Source organism: Methylobacterium phyllostachyos (assembly GCF_900103445.1).
Taxonomy (GTDB): Bacteria; Pseudomonadota; Alphaproteobacteria; order Rhizobiales; family Beijerinckiaceae; genus Methylobacterium; species Methylobacterium phyllostachyos.
In genome coordinates this window covers 100339-117677 of sequence record NZ_FNHS01000011.1, presented here as the reverse complement: position 1 = coordinate 117677, position 17339 = coordinate 100339, and the positions used below count along the sequence as shown (strand labels likewise).

The 17339-nt window shown below is 70.2% G+C and carries 16 protein-coding genes; 10 read left to right on the top strand and 6 right to left on the bottom strand.

What is annotated here, in order from left to right; translation table 11 throughout:
- Window positions 1-67: 67 nt before the first annotated feature.
- Window positions 68-223: a hypothetical protein gene (locus tag BLQ49_RS29780; protein ID WP_167627736.1), complete on the top strand. Its 156-nt coding sequence runs from the start codon at window positions 68-70 to the stop codon at window positions 221-223.
- A gap of 30 nt (window positions 224-253) precedes the next feature.
- Here the strand turns inward: BLQ49_RS29780 and BLQ49_RS18500 are convergent, their stop codons facing one another.
- The 3 genes from BLQ49_RS18500 to BLQ49_RS18490 all read right to left on the bottom strand — a co-directional run bounded on the left by BLQ49_RS18500 (window position 254) and on the right by BLQ49_RS18490 (window position 3330).
- On the bottom strand, window positions 254-934 hold the full coding sequence (locus tag BLQ49_RS18500; protein ID WP_091718485.1) for a glutathione S-transferase family protein: 681 nt from the start codon (window positions 932-934) through the stop codon (window positions 254-256).
- 73 nt (window positions 935-1007) lie between these two features.
- On the bottom strand, window positions 1008-2492 hold the full coding sequence (locus BLQ49_RS18495) for a M48 family metalloprotease (protein WP_091718301.1): 1485 nt from the start codon (window positions 2490-2492) through the stop codon (window positions 1008-1010).
- A gap of 4 nt (window positions 2493-2496) precedes the next feature.
- Window positions 2497-3330: a DNA-binding protein gene (locus BLQ49_RS18490; RefSeq protein ID WP_091718299.1), complete on the bottom strand. Its 834-nt coding sequence runs from the start codon at window positions 3328-3330 to the stop codon at window positions 2497-2499.
- Between the two features lie 579 nt (window positions 3331-3909).
- Between BLQ49_RS18490 and BLQ49_RS18485 the strand changes: the two genes are divergently transcribed.
- The 4 genes from BLQ49_RS18485 to BLQ49_RS18470 all read left to right on the top strand — a co-directional run bounded on the left by BLQ49_RS18485 (window position 3910) and on the right by BLQ49_RS18470 (window position 8697).
- Entirely contained in the window at window positions 3910-4317 is a 408-nt protein-coding gene (locus BLQ49_RS18485) for a helix-turn-helix domain-containing protein (protein ID WP_091718297.1), read from the top strand.
- A gap of 260 nt (window positions 4318-4577) precedes the next feature.
- Window positions 4578-5756: a methionine adenosyltransferase gene (gene metK / locus BLQ49_RS18480; protein WP_091718295.1), complete on the top strand. Its 1179-nt coding sequence runs from the start codon at window positions 4578-4580 to the stop codon at window positions 5754-5756.
- 173 nt (window positions 5757-5929) lie between these two features.
- Window positions 5930-6673: a tRNA (guanine(46)-N(7))-methyltransferase TrmB gene (trmB, locus tag BLQ49_RS18475; RefSeq protein ID WP_208859082.1), complete on the top strand. Its 744-nt coding sequence runs from the start codon at window positions 5930-5932 to the stop codon at window positions 6671-6673.
- A gap of 308 nt (window positions 6674-6981) precedes the next feature.
- On the top strand, window positions 6982-8697 hold the full coding sequence (locus BLQ49_RS18470; protein ID WP_091718291.1) for a sensor histidine kinase: 1716 nt from the start codon (window positions 6982-6984) through the stop codon (window positions 8695-8697).
- Here the strand turns inward: BLQ49_RS18470 and BLQ49_RS18465 are convergent, their stop codons facing one another.
- Window positions 8698-9519, bottom strand: a complete 822-nt coding sequence (locus BLQ49_RS18465) for a hypothetical protein (RefSeq protein ID WP_091718289.1) — start codon at window positions 9517-9519, stop codon at window positions 8698-8700.
- A 301-nt stretch (window positions 9520-9820) separates the two neighbouring features.
- Here BLQ49_RS18465 and BLQ49_RS18460 point away from each other — a divergent pair, with 301 nt between their 5' ends.
- The 5 genes from BLQ49_RS18460 to BLQ49_RS18440 all read left to right on the top strand — a co-directional run bounded on the left by BLQ49_RS18460 (window position 9821) and on the right by BLQ49_RS18440 (window position 14169).
- On the top strand, window positions 9821-10420 hold the full coding sequence (locus BLQ49_RS18460; RefSeq protein ID WP_091718287.1) for a superoxide dismutase: 600 nt from the start codon (window positions 9821-9823) through the stop codon (window positions 10418-10420).
- Window positions 10421-10767: 347 nt separating this feature from the next.
- Window positions 10768-12294 (top strand): murein biosynthesis integral membrane protein MurJ, encoded by a 1527-nt coding sequence (murJ, locus tag BLQ49_RS18455; RefSeq protein ID WP_091718285.1) that lies wholly within the window; start codon window positions 10768-10770, stop codon window positions 12292-12294.
- Between the two features lie 70 nt (window positions 12295-12364).
- Window positions 12365-13042, top strand: a complete 678-nt coding sequence (locus BLQ49_RS18450) for a haloacid dehalogenase type II (protein WP_091718283.1) — start codon at window positions 12365-12367, stop codon at window positions 13040-13042.
- 137 nt (window positions 13043-13179) lie between these two features.
- Window positions 13180-13653, top strand: coding sequence for an SRPBCC family protein (locus BLQ49_RS18445; protein ID WP_091718281.1), 474 nt, complete (start codon window positions 13180-13182; stop codon window positions 13651-13653).
- Window positions 13654-13818: 165 nt separating this feature from the next.
- Window positions 13819-14169, top strand: coding sequence for a hypothetical protein (locus tag BLQ49_RS18440; protein WP_091718279.1), 351 nt, complete (start codon window positions 13819-13821; stop codon window positions 14167-14169).
- Between the two features lie 61 nt (window positions 14170-14230).
- On the opposite strand, the gene BLQ49_RS18435 is transcribed toward BLQ49_RS18440, so the two are convergent.
- Together BLQ49_RS18435 and nhaA are read right to left on the bottom strand one after the other, a co-directional pair.
- Entirely contained in the window at window positions 14231-15988 is a 1758-nt protein-coding gene (locus BLQ49_RS18435; RefSeq protein WP_091718278.1) for a carbamoyltransferase family protein, read from the bottom strand.
- 59 nt (window positions 15989-16047) lie between these two features.
- Complete coding sequence (gene nhaA, locus BLQ49_RS18430) at window positions 16048-17250, bottom strand: Na+/H+ antiporter NhaA (RefSeq protein WP_091718276.1); 1203 nt, start codon at window positions 17248-17250, stop codon at window positions 16048-16050.
- Between the last annotated feature and the right edge of the window lie 89 nt (window positions 17251-17339).

Below are 17339 nucleotides of genomic sequence, written 5' to 3'. Positions count from 1 at the left end.
GGTGCCCGCGCACCGATTCGTTAACCCGGCCGGCGCATGCTGGTGATCCCTCGCGAAAGGGACCGCCATGGATTGGGTCTACCGCGGCTTCGAGACCTCGCTTCTCGGTCTCGCCCTCTGTCTCGGCCTCGCCGCCTGCTTGTCGCTCGGTCCCGGGCGGGTGGCGCCCGGCTCGCTCTCGGTCACCCTGCCGATGCTCACGGTGACCGCCCCCGCACCCTGACGCCAGGAGGCGGTCCGATCCGCTGGGTCGTCAGGCGGCGCCCTGCGTGGCGCGGAACAGAAACCGCCTCGCCTCGTCGTCCACCTCGGCCTTGAACGTGTGGCGACCCTTCAGCGCCTCGGCCGCCTGGGCAGCCGGGCGTGCGTTGATCGCGTCGAGAAGACGCTTCACGTTGGGCAGATCCTCGAAAGCCCCTTCGCCGAGCACGAACGGCACCATCCGGGCCCAGCCCCAGGCGGCCATGTCGACGATCGTGTAGGTGTCGCCCAGGATGTAGGGCCGGTCCCTCAGCCGCTGATCGAGGACGCCCCAGTGGCGCCGTGCTTCGTAGATGTAGCGCTCGGTGGCGTAGGCGCCGCCGTCCTGTGCGTAGTGGCGGAAATGCACGCATTGGCCGGAGAACGGCCCGATGCCGGTGGCTACGAACATCAACCAGGACAGCATCTCGCCCCGCACCGGCTCGCCCTCGGGCAGGAACAGGCCGGTCTTGCCCGCGAGGTAGAGCAGGATCGCATTCGAATCGAAGACGGTCACGTCGCCATCGACGATCGTCGGCACCTTCCCGTTCGGGTTGAGCGCCAGATAGGCGGGGTCGAATTGCTCACCCTTGCGCGGATCCACCGGAACGGGCTCGTAGGGTAGCCCCATCTCTTCCAGACAGAGGGCGACCTTCATGGGATTGGGGCTGAGATTATAAAAGAATCGAATCACGGGGCTCTCCCTGAACGATCCGGGAAGGATCTCCGTGGCCGCGCCCGGCACAAGCCGTGGCGGCGCAGGACGGCTATTCCGTCACGATCTTGTAGCTCCGGCCCGGCACCAGCGGGGCGCCCCGCTCCAGTCCGTTGAGGACGAGGAAGCGTTCGAGCGCCCGGTCGGGCACCGCCATGCGGCGGGCGAGTTCCTCGGCGCTGGGCGAGGTCGCCTGGACCACCTGCAGCCGCAGGGGACGCAGGATTGCCTCCTGGGGCGCGATCGCCCCGAGGCTCGCGGTCCAGCGGCGGAAGTCCGGATCGGGATCGGTCGCGCCCTTGGCGGCCATGATCAGCCGGTAGGTCGAATCGCCGATCCGGATCGCCGCGAGGCGGAAGGTCCATTCCTTGCCCCGCGAAAGCGCGAAGGCCGCCGGGTGGCCGCCGACCTCCCGGGTCTCGAAGCCCGCCGGATCGAAGGCGTCGTTCCAGCTCGCCTTCAGCACGGCGTCGAGGGGCTGCCCGTCCTTGGCCTCGATCTGATCGAACAGCAGGCGCCGGTTGCCGTCCGCGGTCGTGCCGAGAACCGCCGAGCGGGTGTTCTCCAGGGTGAATCCGTCTGGCACCTCGAAGGCGATGCCGAGGCTCGGATGGATGAAGCGGTGGCCCCGCACCGCGCCGTCGCGGGGGTTGTCGCCATAGGCGAGCCCATCCACCGCGGCGAGATAGGCGGCCCGGTCGTCGGTGCCGATGCCCGGCGCGCCGATGCGGCGGGCTGCCCGGGTAACCTGGGTGATGCGCTCGACCGTGCCCGGATGGGTCGCCAGCATGTCGGGCTCGCTGCCGCCGTTGGCCTTCAGCCCCGTCGAGCGGTTGAGGGCGGTGAGGAAGCGGCCGGCCGCGAACGGATCGTAGCCGGCCTTGGCCAAGGTCCGAACGCCGGTGGCGTCGGCCTCCAGCTCCTGCTCGCGGGAGAAGCGGGCCAGCGCGAAGCGCGACTGGTTCTTGAGCTGCGCACCGGTATCGGGGTCGTTCAGCACATCGCTCACGACCCGGCTGACCAGCGCCGAGCGCAGCTCCAGCTCGCTGCGGGCCGTGGCGTGGTTGAGCGTCACGTGCGCCATCTCATGCGCCAACACGGCGGCCACCTCGGAGGTGTCGCTCGCCAGTGCCACGAGCCCGCGCGTGACGTAGAGCCGCCCGTTCGGCAGCGCGAAGGCGTTGACCACCGGCGAATCGAGGAGCGTCACCACGTAGGTCTGGTCCGGCCGGTCGCTCGCCTTCACGAGCCGGTCGGTCACCTCCGTGAGCATCCGCGTCACGTTGGGCGCGCGCGCCTCGCCCCCGAAGGAGGCGACGAGCTTGAGGTGGTCGGCATCCGCCACGCGCTCGCGGCCGGTGGTCCGCGGCGCCTCCACGGGCACCCGCACCACGGCCGGCTGTACAGTCGCGACACTCTGGTCGGCCACGCAGGCGCCCAGGAGCAGGCTCGCCGACAAAGCCACGGCCCAGGGGGCCACCGGCCTCGGCGAGACACGCTTCGCCGCCCGAAAAAATCCCCCTGTGATCCCGCCCATGCGATCAGCGCCGCAGCCCCCGTTCCGTCTCCGGGCCGGCCTCGGGCCGGTCCGCCTCGCCGAGGACCTCGATGGCATCGGGCCCGGCCTCCAGGGTCGGGCCGCGCCAGATGTCCAGGATGCCACGCACCCGCACAAGCCGGCCTTCGAGCGAGGCCGCACTCAAACCACGGGCACGCACCATTCGCCAAGTGCGTTTCGATACCGTCACCGTGAGCGCGTCCGCGCCCCGTGTGCCGAAATCGAGATAGGTCCGGTTGCTGCGCTCGCCGACATGACGCAGCCGGCCTTCCACCACCACGAAGCGCCCGGCGCGCGCGCGCAGCGCCGCACCATCGGCCGCGTCCGGCAGCGGCTCGCGCCACAGGCCATGTCCCTTCGCCCGCGCGTCGGCCTCGACCAGACGCAGCGCCGGCCGGCACAGCGAATCGGCCTCGTTGGCGTCGGCAAAGGCGAGGCCTGCACCGATCAGGCCACCCGCGAGATCCGTGTCGCCCTCCGCCACCTGGATGTCGGCCCGCTCTCGGTCCCAGCGGTCGGGCCGCCCACGCGGCATGACCGCGAGTTCGGCGCCCCGTCGGGCGTCGAGCCAGGCCCGTGCCGCCGCGGCGACGTCCGGCGCGTCCGGCCATCGAAGGGAATCCAGAATCACCCGGGCACCCGAGGCGAGGCGAATCTCACCGCGGATTCCGATGTCCGCCAGAACCTCAGCGCGCACCGGCCCGGTCATGCAATCGGGCACGCCCACCTGCGGCGCCGCCCGCAGGGGAGCCCGCGGCAGCAGAAGCGCCAGGAGCGCCGCGCCGATTCGCCCTGTCGATCCCACCAACCCGCGCATTCAACCCCCGGAGCCATCATGCGCCGCGGGGACGGCGTGTCCACCGGGTGCGGTTGGACTGCGGCGACGGGAATGCTATGGAACACGCGGTTGTCTCCGTAGCTCAGCTGGACAGAGCACAGGTTTCCTAAATCAGGTTCAATTGGGCGCCGCGCCGGGAAACCACGCGGCGGATCCGCTCAAAGTCGGGGAAAGCTTCCGGCGCCGGCGCTTCGTCGTCCGGCACCCTGCCGATCCCGAGCCAAGCCCGCAGGGCGCGTCCGCGTCCCACGGGAAGGTGTAGAGACTAGACGGGCGGCACCTAAAGGCTGGCGGCACGCCGGCCCACGGTGAAGGGATAGTCCAGGCCACGAACGCGCCCTTCGGGGACGCGGCGGCGAAAGCCGAAGTGGTATGAAACCTGGGGTCGCAGGTTCGAGCCCTGCCGGGGACGCCATCATTCGAGGTTGGAAGGGCTGCGTGGGCCTGAGGGCGCGGCCACACCCATTACTCTAGGGGCCTTCGACCGGTGACAAGGTCATCGGTTCGCGCTAAGCTTGGCTGCCCAAAATGGTGGCAAGGGGGTCGACGAGCTCTTCGATGGCGGGTCAGAAAACCGATCAGCGCGACGTCTATGTCGGGCAGCGCATCGCCGAGCAGCGGCGGAAAGCATCCCTCACCCAGCGCCGTGTCGCGCAAAGCTTCGGTATGTCTGCCGCTCAGCTCCAGAAGTACGAGAAGGGCACCAACCGGATCAGCGCCGTCCACCTCGACATCTTCTCCCGGATGACCGGCGTACCGATGGATTACTTCTTCAAGGGTATGCCGCGGTCGGACGATTTCGTCGCTCCGGGCTTCGGCGAGCGTGAGCAGGCGGCTCTGTCCGAGGGCGGACTGAAGGGGCTAGCCGAGGTTGTTGGGCGCCACATCACCGAGAACTTCTCCGAGGAGGCGCGCCGCGACGTCGCCGACGCCATCCGGGCGCTGGAGAACAAGCTCGGCAGCTAGTGCATCGCCTCGAAAGCTGGCCTCCGCTCTCGGAAACAAGATGATGCGGGGGCCAAAACCTCGAGTATTGCGCCGCTTCTGATATCCGGAATGGTGCTTTAGGTATTCGGCGCGGCCGTTTTTCCACTCACATCGTCCGTTATAGCGGATCCGTTCGGCAATCCGTCTTGACCCGACTCGGGTCGGGTGCGAGAACCCCGACCCCAAGAAGGGTCAAGCGCCGCGATCGCGCCGGCGTGCTCTGCAGCCGAGGCCGACCGATGCCACGTTCCAATTACCTGTTCACCAGCGAGTCCGTTTCCGAAGGGCACCCGGACAAGGTCTGCGACAGGATCTCGGATACCGTGGTCGATGCCTACCTGTCGGCGATGCCGGAGGCGCGGCTCGGCGTCGAGACGCTGGCTACCACCAACCGGATCGTCATCGCCGGCGAGGTGCGTGGGCCGGATTCGGTCACCTTCAAGGATCTCGAGGCCCTGACCCGCGAGGCGGTGAAGGATATCGGTTACGAGCAGTCGGGCTTCCACTGGAAGAACAACGACGTCGCCATCCACCTGCATGCGCAGTCGGCCGACATCGCCCAGGGCGTGGACGCGGCCGGCAACAAGGACGAGGGCGCGGGCGACCAGGGCATCATGTTCGGCTATGCGGCCGACGAGACGCCCGAGCTGATGCCGGCCCCGATCTTCTACGCCCACCGGATCCTCAAGGATCTCGCCGACGCCCGCCGGGCCAAGCAGGGTGATGCCGCCAAGCTCGGCCCCGATGCCAAGAGCCAGGTGACGATCCGCTACGAGAACGGCCGCCCGGTCGAGGTTACCCAGATCGTGCTCTCGACCCAGCACCTCGACGAGTCCCTGGATTCGGCGGACGTGCGCGCCATCGTCGAGCCCTACATCCGCAAGGCCCTGCCGGAGGGCTGGATCAACGAGGGCACCGCCTGGCACGTGAACCCGACCGGCAAGTTCGTGATCGGCGGTCCGGACGGTGATGCCGGCCTCACCGGCCGCAAGATCATCGTGGACACCTACGGCGGCGCGGCGCCCCACGGCGGCGGCGCCTTCTCGGGCAAGGATCCGACGAAGGTCGATCGCTCGGCGGCCTACGCGGCCCGCTACCTCGCCAAGAACGTCGTGGCCGCCGGCCTCGCCCGCCGCGCGACGATCCAGCTCGCCTACGCGATCGGCGTCTCGAAGCCGCTCTCGATCTACGTGGACCTGCACGGCACCGGGAACGTGGACGAGGCCAAGCTCGAGGGCGTGCTGATGGACGCCCTGGACCTCTCGCCCCGCGGCATCCGTACGGCGCTCGGCCTCAACAAGCCGATCTACGCGCGCACCGCGGCCTACGGCCATTTCGGCCGCGCCCCTGAGGCCGATGGCGGCTTCTCCTGGGAGCGCACAGACCTCGCCGACAAGCTGAAGTCCGCGCTGGCCTGAGCCTCGCGCAGCCTGGTTTCAAAAGGTCGAGACCTTTTGCGGGTGCAGGGCTCAAGCCCTGCTGTCGGGCTCCGCCCGATCGTCGGGCTCCGCCCTGACGACCCGCCAAAGGGCTCGCGCCCTTTGGAAACCCTTCCCTCTTGCGTTGAACGGGCCGAAACCAAGTCGTTGCCATGTCTGAGATGAGCCGGCCGCCCGGTCCCGTGGCCGAGGAGCCGGAGCGCGCCTTCTTCGGCCGGCGCAAGGGTAAGCGCCTGCGCGGGGAGCAGGAGCGGCGCCTCGCCGAGCTGCTGCCCGGGCTGCGCGTTACCCTGCCGCCGGACGACCGGCCGCTCGATCCGCGCACGCTCTTCCCCGACCCGCCCGGGGCGGTCTGGCTGGAGATCGGCTTCGGGGGCGGAGAGCATCTCGCCGCGCAGGCCGCGGCGCATCCGGACATCGGCTTCATCGGGGCCGAGCCCTTCGTCAATGGCGTGGTGAAGCTGCTCGCCGCGGTCGAGGCGCGGGGCTTGCGCAACATCCGCATCCGCGATGAGGACGTTACCGCCCTGCTGGCGCGCTTGCCGGATGCCTGCCTGGACCGGGTCTACCTGCTCTATCCCGATCCCTGGCCGAAGCGGCGCCAGCGCAAGCGCCGGTTCGTGTCGGATGCCTCGCTCGCCGAGATCGGCCGGGTCCTGAAGGATGGCGGCCTGTTCCGCTTCGCCAGCGACATCGACGACTATGCCGGCTGGACCCTGGTGCGGGCGGCGCGCTGCCCGGTCCTGACCTGGACGGCGCAGCGGGCTTTGGACTGGACGAACGCCTTCCAGGGCTGGCCCGGCACCCGCTACGAGGCCAAGGCGCTGCAGGCCGGACGGCGACCGACCTATCTGGAATTTGCCCGCCTGCCGCGCGGTTGTGAATCCTCAGCCTGACGCGCGCCCTTGACGCCGGTGCCCGCGCGGGTTCCGCTCCCCCGGATAGGTCGGGTTCCAGACCCTCGGGCCGGATACCAGAACCGGCACGATGGTCCAGAGCTTTGATCTGGCATCATCTTTTCCGCGGGCCGGGGCCCTCGTGGGAGATAATGCTTTAGACCCGTAGGGATGGAAGGCCGCATTCCCGGTGAACGCCTTGCCACGGTCACGCTCGGACGCCATCCTGAGGCCCGCTCGCGGGTCGCGACGGGCCTGGGGTCATCTCCTGCGGGAGCGCGTCAGAACGCGTTCGAGGATTCGTCCAAGTGAGTGAGTGGGTGGCGCAGGACCCGGCCGCGGACGACCCGTACCGCATCGGCTTCGACGAGGCCGCGGTCGGCCTCGTCGTGCTTTCGGCGGACGAGACCGTGATCGTCGCCGCCAACCGGGCGCTCCATGACCTGATCGGCTGGGCGCCGGGCACGCTCCCCGGGCGGGCCATCGCGGAACTCCTCGCCGAAGCCCCCGGAGGGCTCCAGGCCAGCCTGCAGTTCTGGCGGCGCGCGGATGGCAGCAGCCTCGACGTGCGGGTACGCCGGGCTGGCCGTACCCTCGTGGTCGAATCCGTCGATGTGGACACGGCCGCCCATTCCGAGGCGAACAGCGAGGCGCTCGCCGCCGCGGGCCTCGGGGAATGGCGCTGGGACCGGGCGACGGGTCTCCTGACCCTGTCGCGCCGGGCCGCGCGGATCCTGGGCCGGCCGCCGGGCCGCTCCGTATCCTGGGACGAACTGAAGACCGGGCTGTCCGAGACGGAACTCGCCCGGCTCGGCGCGATCATCGCGGAGGCCGGTGCGGCCGGAACACCCTACCAGTTCGACACCCCCACCACGGTAGCCGGGCGCACGGTGATCCTGCGGGTCCGTGGTCAGGTGGTGGCGGGCCCCGACGGTGCACCCGCCAGCATGGTCGGCGTCATCCAGGACATCACCACCCGCGTCGAAGCCCGGGACGAGATTCTGTCCCGCGACCAGCGCCTGCGGGTCGCCACCACGATCGCTAAGCTCGGCATCTTCGAGTGGCACATGCTCGAGGACCAGGCGATCTGGGAAAACGAGCATATGTACGAGATCTTCGGGCACGCGCCCGAGGACGGCACCATCGGCAAGGCCGAGTTCCTCAACGACATCCTCCATCCGGAAGACCGGCCTGCCGTCCGCAAGGCGATCTCGCGGGCCCTGCGCGAGGACGGGATCCTGCAGATCGGCGGCCGCATCCGGCGCAAGTCGGACGGCGCGTGGCGCACGATCGACATGGCCGGCCGGTTCGAGCGCGACGCGCCCGGCCGCCTGCCGCGCCGCCTGATCGGCGTGGTGGCGGACGTGACCGACCGGCGCCTCGCCGAGGAACGCCAGAGCCTGCTGATCCGTGAGCTGCACCACCGGGTGAAGAACACGCTCGCCACCGTCCAGGCGATCGTGGGTTCCACGGCACGCACGGCCTCGAGCATCGAGAGCTTCTACGAAGCCTTCGTGGGGCGCATCAAATCGCTGGCCCACACCCACTCGGTGCTCACCGAGGACACATGGCAGATGGCCTCGCTGGAGAACCTCCTGCTCAACGAGCTGAAGCCGTACGCGGAGGTCACCGCGGACGGGGGCGCCGAGGGCCGGATCAGCCTGTCGGGGCCGGCGATCGACCTGCCCTCCGAGATCGCCGTGCCGATCGGGATGGCGATCCACGAACTCACCACCAACGCCGCCAAGTACGGGGCGCTCTCGAACCGTACCGGGCGGGTCGCGGTGGACTGGACGCTGGAGCCCGGCGGCCCGGCGGGGATCCTGCGCTTCTCCTGGCGGGAAACCGGTGGGCCGCCGGTGGCGCCGCCGAGCCGCCAGGGTTTCGGTTCGCGGTTGCTCCAGAGGGTTCTGATCGCGCAGGTTCAGGCCGAGGTGACCACCGACTACGCCCCCGGTGGCTTCACCCTGACCATGCGGGCGCCGATCCCGCCACGCAACGACAGCCTCAACCCGCTGGTCTGATCAGGCCGCGCCCCGCGTGCCGGATTCCCCGCCGCCGTCCACGAAGGCCTTCAGCTCGTCCAGGGACGAGAAGGTGAAGCGGCCCTGCGGTGTCTCTGCCTCGATCGATCCGTTCTCGAACATCACGTAGGTGTTGCCGCCGGAGGCGTAGCGCCCGACCACGGTGCGTGACTCCGGCTTCGGGGCGGCGGGCTCCGGATCGCGGTTCGGACGCGCGGACGGCTCAGCCACCCGTCCTGGGGGCGGCTCGGGCGCGACGAACAGATCGTCCTCGGGCGCGATCACGGCCATGGGTGCGGGGCCCTCGGATGTGGGGGCTTCCTTGGGCGGAGGGACCGGTCCCTGCGGGACGACCGGCGGCGCGGGTGGCTGCGGGACCGGTTCGGCCCGGAGCGGCTTCGGCAGATCGGCCGCCACCGGCAGGACCGGTTCCGCGCCCGTCCGGAGATCCAGGTTCGGCTCGATCCGGGGGCGCTCGGGATCGAAGGGCGGCTCGACCGCCGACGGCACGATGAAGGCCGGGGCGGCGGGCAGGATCGGCGGTGTCCGAGGTCGGCCTTCCTCGACGGTGGCCGGTGCGGAAGCGGGGGCGGCCTCCCGTGCGCCGCGGGTCGGAGCCTGCGCGATGGCCCGCGCGACGCCCCGGAAGCTCAGGGCGAGCACGCCCAGACCCAGCAGCACCGCCCCCGAGGACGCGGCCACCGAGCCCGCGATCACCATCGCGAGCCCGCTCTCCAGACGCACATACGGGAAGCCCTGGATCACGGCGGCGCAGCCCCCGATGATCATGGCGGCGGCGAGCGCGAACAGCGCAGCGATCATGAGACTCTCTAACACGTGCCGGCCCCCGGCCGGCCCTCAAGGCGTAGCGCACAGTAAGGCCTGGCCGGGATATTGCAAAACCGGACGGCGAGATCCCCCAGGGAAAGTGCAGGCCGCCGGTTGTCTGCAGGTGGCCCCGCGGCCGGGCGGGCCCTGTTTCTGGGGCTTCCCACGCGGCTGGCCCGGAACGGCGTTGCCGTCCCGCGGCGCCCGACTTACCTAGCGGTCTCTCGACTCGGAAAGCCCCCGCCGGGGACGAGGCGCCCCCTGCAATGTTCTTTGCCAAGCGGAGACAGACGCGATGACCTTCACCCTGCCGGAACTGCCCTACGCCTACGACGCGCTCGGGCCGTACATGTCGAAGGAAACCCTCGAGTTCCACCACGACAAGCACCACAAGGCCTATGTGGATACGGGCAACAAGCTGCTCGAAGGCACCGATCTTCAGGGCAAGAGCGTCGAGGAGATCGTGAAGGCGGCCTACAACACCAATCAGCCGCTCTTCAACAATGCCGGCCAGCACTACAACCACATCCACTTCTGGCAGTGGATGAAGCCGAATGGCGGCGGCGCGATCCCCGGCGCGCTCGCCAAGAAGATCGATGAGGATCTCGGCGGTGCGGAGAAGTTCAAGGCGGACTTCATCCAGGCGGGCGTCGGCCAGTTCGGCTCGGGCTGGGCGTGGCTCGCCGTGAAGGACGGCAAGCTCGCGATCATGAAGACCCCGAACGGCGAGAACCCGCTGGTCCACGGCGCCAAGCCGATCCTCGGCGTCGACGTGTGGGAGCACTCCTACTACATCGACTACCGCAATCGCCGGCCCGATTACCTGAAGGCGTTCATCGAGAACCTCGTGAACTGGGAGCACGTGGAGAAGATGTACGCCGAGGCGACCGCCTGAGGCGTCCCGCCGGTGCCGCGGGCCTCGTGTCCGCGGCACCCTTGAGGTGGCCGACGAAACAGTCTCTTGATGCGCGCATCGCCGGATGACCCGGTGGAGAAGGGCCCGGCCATTCCCCTGCGACCGACATTCGCGACGCCGCTACAGCGCTCCCTCCCCCCATTGCGGGGGAGGGTGGCCCCTGCATCGGCAGGGCTCGGAAGAGGGGAACCCGGTTTCAGGATCTGGCGTGACCGTCATGGAGGCGGGCGCTCATTTCTGCACCGTCGCTCCCCTCTCCCGACCCCCTGCGGGGGACACACTCCCCCGCCGAGGGGGGAGGGGAATTGCGGAGCCCGCGTGGCCCGATGATCCGCTCCATCCTCTCGGTCGGCGGCTGGACCCTGGTCTCGCGCGTCACGGGCTTCGCCCGCGACGTGGTGATGGCCGCCGTGATGGGCGCGGGGCCCATGGCGGACGCCTTCGTGGTCGCGTTCCGGTTGCCGAACCATTTCCGCGCGATCTTCGGCGAGGGGGCGTTCAACACCGCCTTCGTGCCGGCCTATGCCGGGCTCGCGGAGGCGGGCGCCCCGGGGGACGCGCACCGGTTCGCCGACCGGGTCTTCACCCTGATGCTGATCGTGCAGCTCGTGCTGCTGAATCTCGCCCTGCCGGCGATGCCCTGGGTGGTCCACGCCCTGGCGCCGGGCTTCGCCGAGGATGGCGAGCGCTTCCGGCTCGCGGTGGCGCTGACCCGGATCACCTTCCCGTACCTGCTGTTCATGACGCTGGTGACGCTGCTGTCGGGCATTCTCAACGCCCACCGGCACTTCGCCGTGGCGGCGGGCGCCCCGGTTCTGCTCAACCTCGCCATGCTGGCGGCCTTAGGCTTGAGCTTCCTGTTCCCGAATGCGGCCTACGCGGCTGCTTGGGGCGTCGCCGTCTCGGGCGTGCTCCAGTTCGGCCTGCTCTGGTGGGGCTGCCGCCGCGTCCGCGTGATGCCGGACCTCGCCGTGCCGCGGCTCGATCCCGCGCTGAACCGCTTCTTCGCCGTGCTCGGGCCGGCGGTCATCGGCTCGGCCGGTTTCCAGATCGCGGCGTTTGCCGACACGATCATCGCGAGCTGGCTACCCACCGGGGCGGTCTCGGCGCTCTACTATGCCGACCGGCTCTACCAGCTTCCGTTCGGGGTCATCGCCATCGCGGCCGGCACCGTGCTGCTGCCCGAGATGAGCCGCCGGATCGCAGCCGGCGACGTCGCTGGGGCGCATGCGGCGCAGAACCGGGCCGCCGGCTTCTCCCTGGCGCTCTCGGCGCCGTTCACCGTGGCGTTCCTGACCATCCCGGGCCTGATCATGGCGGCCCTGTTCGAGCGCGGCGCCTTCAGCGCGGAGGATGCCGCCCGGGCCGGCTCAGTCCTGGCGGCCTACGGCTTCGCGCTGCCCGCCGTGGTGCTGGTGCGCAGCGCGACGGCGAGCTTTTACGCCCGCCAGGACACCAAGACCCCGCTGTGGGCCTCGCTCACGGCGATCGGGGTCAACGTCGCCCTCAAGCTCTGGCTCACCGGCCCCTACGGCGTCACCGGGCTGGCGCTCGCCACCGCGGTCAGCCAGTGGGTGAACCTGCTGCTGCTGCTGGTGTTGGCCAAGCGCCGGAACTGGACGGCGCCGGGGCGTACCCTCGGGCTTACCGCCGCGGGAGTGGTGCTGGCCTGCCTCGGGCTGGCCGTCGTTGCAATCTACGGACAGGGGCTCGCCCAGGCGCTGGTGCCGGCTCTCCCGCACGGGCGCGAGCTTGTCGTCCTGGCGCTGCTCGGGCTTGCCGGCGCGGCGGTCTATGGCGGCCTGCTGGCAGGGTTGCTGCACTTGTTCGGCCTGCGCCTGCGCCGGACGTGAGAAAAAGGTCGGGCTCGCCGCGGCGCAGTCCCAGCCCCAGATCGGGCGAGAGCACCCAGAGAGGACCGCCATGACCGACGCATCAGGATCGCTCGCGGGCGTAAAGGCCGCCGTGTTCGACGCCTACGGCACGCTGTTCGACGTCAACGCCGCGGTCCAGCGCTACGCCGAGGCGGTGGGGCCGGATGCGGACCATCTCTCCGAGGTCTGGCGCAACAAGCAGCTCGAATACAGCTGGACCCTGGCGCTGATGGGCCGCTACGCCGCCTTCTGGGACCTCACCGTGCGGGCCCTCGACTACGCGCTCGCGCTCCACCCGAAGGTCGATCCCGGCCTGCGGGAGCGCCTCCTCGACGCCTACCGCGACCTCGATGCCTATCCGGAGGTGCCGGGCGTGCTGGCTTCCTTACGCAAGCGCGGGATCCGCACCGCGATCCTCACCAACGGCAACGCCGCCATGGTCGACCGGGCGGTGGCCTCGGCGGGGCTCGCCGATCACCTCGACGCGGTCCTGTCGGTGGACGACGCGCAGGTGTTCAAGACCCATCCCGATGCCTACCGGAGCGCCCTGACCCGGCTGGCGGTCGGGGCCGGAGACGTCCTGTTCTGTTCCTCGAACCGGTGGGACGTGGCTGGGGCCGCCGCTTTCGGGTTCCGCACCGCCTGGGTGAACCGCAAGGGCCTGCCGGAGGAATACGCCGACCTCGCCCCGTCAAGTGTGGTCGAAAGCCTCGACGGGCTGCTGTGAGAGCCGCTTCGCCTGCAAACCCAGCAGGGATGCCGAATCATGGACTAAAGTCGAACTTGCAACGTGCCGCCCACGCTCTCGGTTTGTCCCTGACTCGCGCGCCGCACCAGAGAGCGCCGCGGGCTAGGGAGCGTCTGATGAAGTCTGTGCTGTTGGCTGCCGCCGCGATCTGCGTCGGTGTGGCGGGGCCGGCCTGGGCCCTCGAAGTCACCAAGTCGGTGGACGTCGCCGCGTCGCCTGAGGCCGTGTGGAAGACCATTGGCGGGTTCTGTGGGATCGGCGACTGGCACCCGGTGATCGAGAAATGCGTCCTGTCCAAGAAGGGCGGCAAGGAGGTCCGGACGCTGAGCTTGAAGGGCGGCGGGACGATCGTCGAGGAAGAAGAGTCCCGCAGCGACAAGAAGATGGACTACACCTACACGATCCTGGAGGGCCCGCTCCCCGTCACGGATTACCATTCGACCATCATGGTCGCGAAGGCCGGCAGCGGCTCCAAGGTGACCTGGAAGGGGACGTTCAAGGCCAAGGGCGCCCCCGATGCCAAGGCCGAGGAGGCCATCGCGGGCGTTTACGACGCAGGCCTGAAGGGCATCGCCGACAAGGCCAAATAAACACGGCGCCGTAAGGCCGGCCGGCCCGGAGGGGAACACACTCCGCCTCCGCGGCACCCGCCCGTGATCGAGTCGGATCCCACACGCGATCGAACCGCGCGGCTTCGGGGATTTTTAATCCTCCCGGTGTTGGATCAACCTCAACACGAACGGGAGATATTTCGCGTGTCCTTCACCGGTTCCTTCACGCTAATCCGCGCCGGGGCCGTCGCCCTCGCGGCGACCCTGGTGCTCGGGGCCGTCGCCCCAGCCACCGCCCGCGACCAGACCGGCGCGATCGTCGGCGGCCTCGCGGCCGGCGTGGTCGGCGGTGTCGTGGGCAGCGCTCTCATCAACGGCGCCAACAATCCGCCGCCGCCCCCGCCGCCGGAGTACCGCCCGCGCCGCGTCCTGGTCGAAGAGCCTGAGCCCGTCGTGATCCGCGAGCGCCGCGGCCCGATCTGCCACTACGAGCGCCGCAAGGAGTGGCTCGGCGACGGCGAGTTCACCTACCGCCGCGTCGAGGTCTGCGAATAAGGTTTTCGCACCGCCCGCAGCACCAAACCGCGCGCCGCGTCCCTCCCGGGCGCGGCGCATCTCATTTCACCACGAGCCAGTCCTCGACCACGAGGGCGTCGAGGCCGGTGGTGTAGAACATCAGGATCGCATCCTCCGCGCTGTGGAGGATCGGCTTGCCCATCACGTTGAAGCTGGTGTTGAGCAGGATCGGCACGCCTGTGATCTCGGCGAAGGCCGCGATCAGGGCCGCATAGGCGGGGTTGCGCTCCGCCGTGACACTCTGGAGCCGGCCGGTGCCGTCTGCGTGGACCACCGCCGGCACGCGGGCGCGGACCGCCTCCCGCCAGACCAGGGTACGCTCCATGTAGGGGCTGTCGGCATAGTCCTCGAACCAGTCCGGCCCGGCCTCCGCCAGGATCGAGGGCGCGAAGGGCCGGAAGGCTTCCCGGTACTTCACCTTGGCGTTGAGCGCGTCCTTGGCGCCCTCCGGCCGCGGGTCGGCCAGGATCGAGCGGTTGCCGAGCGCCCGGGGGCCGAACTCGGCCCGCCCCTGCACCCAGCCGACGAGGCCGCCCTCCGCCAGGATCCGCGCCGCCGCCTGCGTCGCCTCCGTGTGACCGACCCGTTTGGCGCGGGGCTCCTGCTCGGCGAGCCGCTCCATGGGGGCGGTCGAGACCCGCAAGCCGAGATAGGGCGTGAGCGGGCGCTGCGCCGATGGCGGACCGGCCCAGTCGGGATGGTCTTCCGCATAGGCGAGCCAGGCCGCGCCGACCGCGTTGCCGTCGTCGGCCGGGGCCGAGGGGACGTGCAGCCGCCGGAACCCGGACTGGCTTAGCACGCGGCCATTGTAGGACGAATTCAGCCCACAGCCGCCGGCGATCACGAGGTTTTCGGAGGGCGCCAGCGCGTAGGCCTCCGCCACCAGGGCGTTCATGAGAACCCCAAAAAGATCCTGGCCGCAGCGGGCGAGGGCGGGCCAGCCGTTCTCCAGGGCATCGGCCGGGCGGCGGGCGCGGATCTCTTCGGCGACCGCCCGGATCGTCTCCGCATCGGCGTAGCGCAGCCGGCCGTCTTCCACGGTGCAGAGGCGCCCGAGGAGCGCAGCGAGGTCCGGATCGGGTCGGCCGTAGGGGGCGAGCCCCATGATCTTCCATTCCTCGCCCTTCACCTGATCGAAGCCTGCGAGGTCGGTAATCAGCCCGTACAGGAAGCCGAGCGACCCGCGCCCGCGATGGCGGCGCAGCTCGCTGATCCGGCCATCCTCCAGCCGGTAGATCGCGGCCGCGCCGGTCTCGCCCATGCCGTCGACCACGAGGGCGGTGGCGTCGGTAAAGGGGCTGCCCAAGAGGCCGTAGGCGGCGTGGCAGAGGTGGTGCGGGTAGCGCCGCTGCCCGGTGATCGTCGCCCGGGGGGCCGCGCCGGTGATCCGCGCCTCCTGGTTGAGCGCCAGCAGGGTGCCATGACCGGCCCGCTCCTGCGCGCCGTGGAGGTCGGCGATGAAGACCCGCTCGGCCTGCTCGGGCACGAAGGAGCGGTTGAGCGCGGTGGTGTGGGCGGACAGCGCCATCAGGTCGAAGGCGCCGGCCCCGGCCTGGCCCCGCAGGAAGTCGGTGAATTGCGGGCCCCAGGTGGACGCGATGATGAGTTCCGAGCCCGGCGGCACGTGCGCCTTCAGAAGCGCGGCCATCTGGGACGGGGCGTCCGGCTCGCAGTTCGGCGCGCGCTTGTACTGGAGGTGGCGCTCCGCGGCCTCGGCGAACAGCAGGGTCCCGTCGGGGCCGACCAGGGCCAGGGCGGGATCGTGGAAGGTGGTGGCGAGGCCGAGATAGAAGCGCATACGCAAGCGGGGTAGCGCATTTCGCCGCGTGCGGCGAAGCCGAGGTCGGCCGGGCGGGTTCAGGCCCTCGCGACACGAGGCCGGGCGAGGAGGAGAATCGCCGCACCGGCGAGCCCCGATAGGGCGGAGCCCGCGAGCACGCCGAGCTTCACGGTGGTCTCGTGCTGCGGATCCGCGAAGGCGAGGCCGCCGATGAACAGGCTCATGGTGAAGCCGATGCCGCAGAGCACGGCAACACCGTAGACCTGCCCCCAGCCCGCCCCGGCCGGGCGCTGCCCAAGGCGGAGTGCGACGGCGAGCCGCAGGCTCGCGAACACGCCGGCCTGCTTCCCGACGAACAGGCCCGCCGCGATGCCGAGCGTCACGGGCTGGAGCAGCGCGTCGGCACTCAGGCCGGTCAGGTTCACGCCCGCGTTGGCAAAGCCGAAGACCGGCACGACGAGATAGGTGGTCCAGGGGGCCAGCGCATGCTCCAGCCGGTGGAGCGGCGACTGCACGTCCTCCGGCCGCCCCGGGCTGACCCGGATCGGGATGGTGAGCGCCAGCAGCACGCCCGCGATCGTCGCGTGGATCCCGGAGCGCAGCACGAGCACCCAGAGCACGAGGCCGAGCATCAGATAGGCCGGAAGCCACGTCACGCCGGTTCTGTTGAGGCCGTAGAGGCCGGCGACCACCAAGGCGGCCAGCCCCAGCATCGTGAGGTCGAGGCCGGAACTGTAGAACAGCGCGATCACCAGTACGGCGCCGAGGTCGTCGATGATCGCCACCGCGCTGAGAAAGATCTTGAGCGAGACCGGCGCCCGGGACCCGAGGAGGGCCAGGACGCCGAGTGCGAAGGCGATGTCGGTGGCGGCCGGGATCGCCCAGCCCCGCAGGGTCGGGGACCCGAGATTGGCGAGGGCGTAGACCCCGGCCGGCACCGCCATGCCGCCGAGCGCCGCGAAGCCGGGCAGCATCCGGTCCGGCCAGGTGCGCAACCGCCCGTCGAGGGCCTCGCGCTTGATCTCCAGGCCGACCAGCAGAAAGAACGCGGCCATCAACCCGTCGTTGATCCAGTGCTGCACGCTCATCGGCCCGAGGGCGGCGTGGAGCGCTTGCGCGTAGGTCTCGGCGAAGGGCCCGTTGGCGACGACGAGGGCGAGCGCCGCCGCGCCCATCAGGATCAGCCCGCCCGCCGCCTCACTGGCGAGCAGCGTGCGGATGGCCGAGAGGGGGCGCGGGCCGCGCCTCGGCGGGGTGCTGTCTCTGGAATGTGATGTCATCGCGGCAGGACTTGCCGCGCATTGGAGGCAGGGGCAAGCGTTGAGGGCACGCGCTTCCGGCATTACCAGCGACCGTCCGGCGCCTTGCG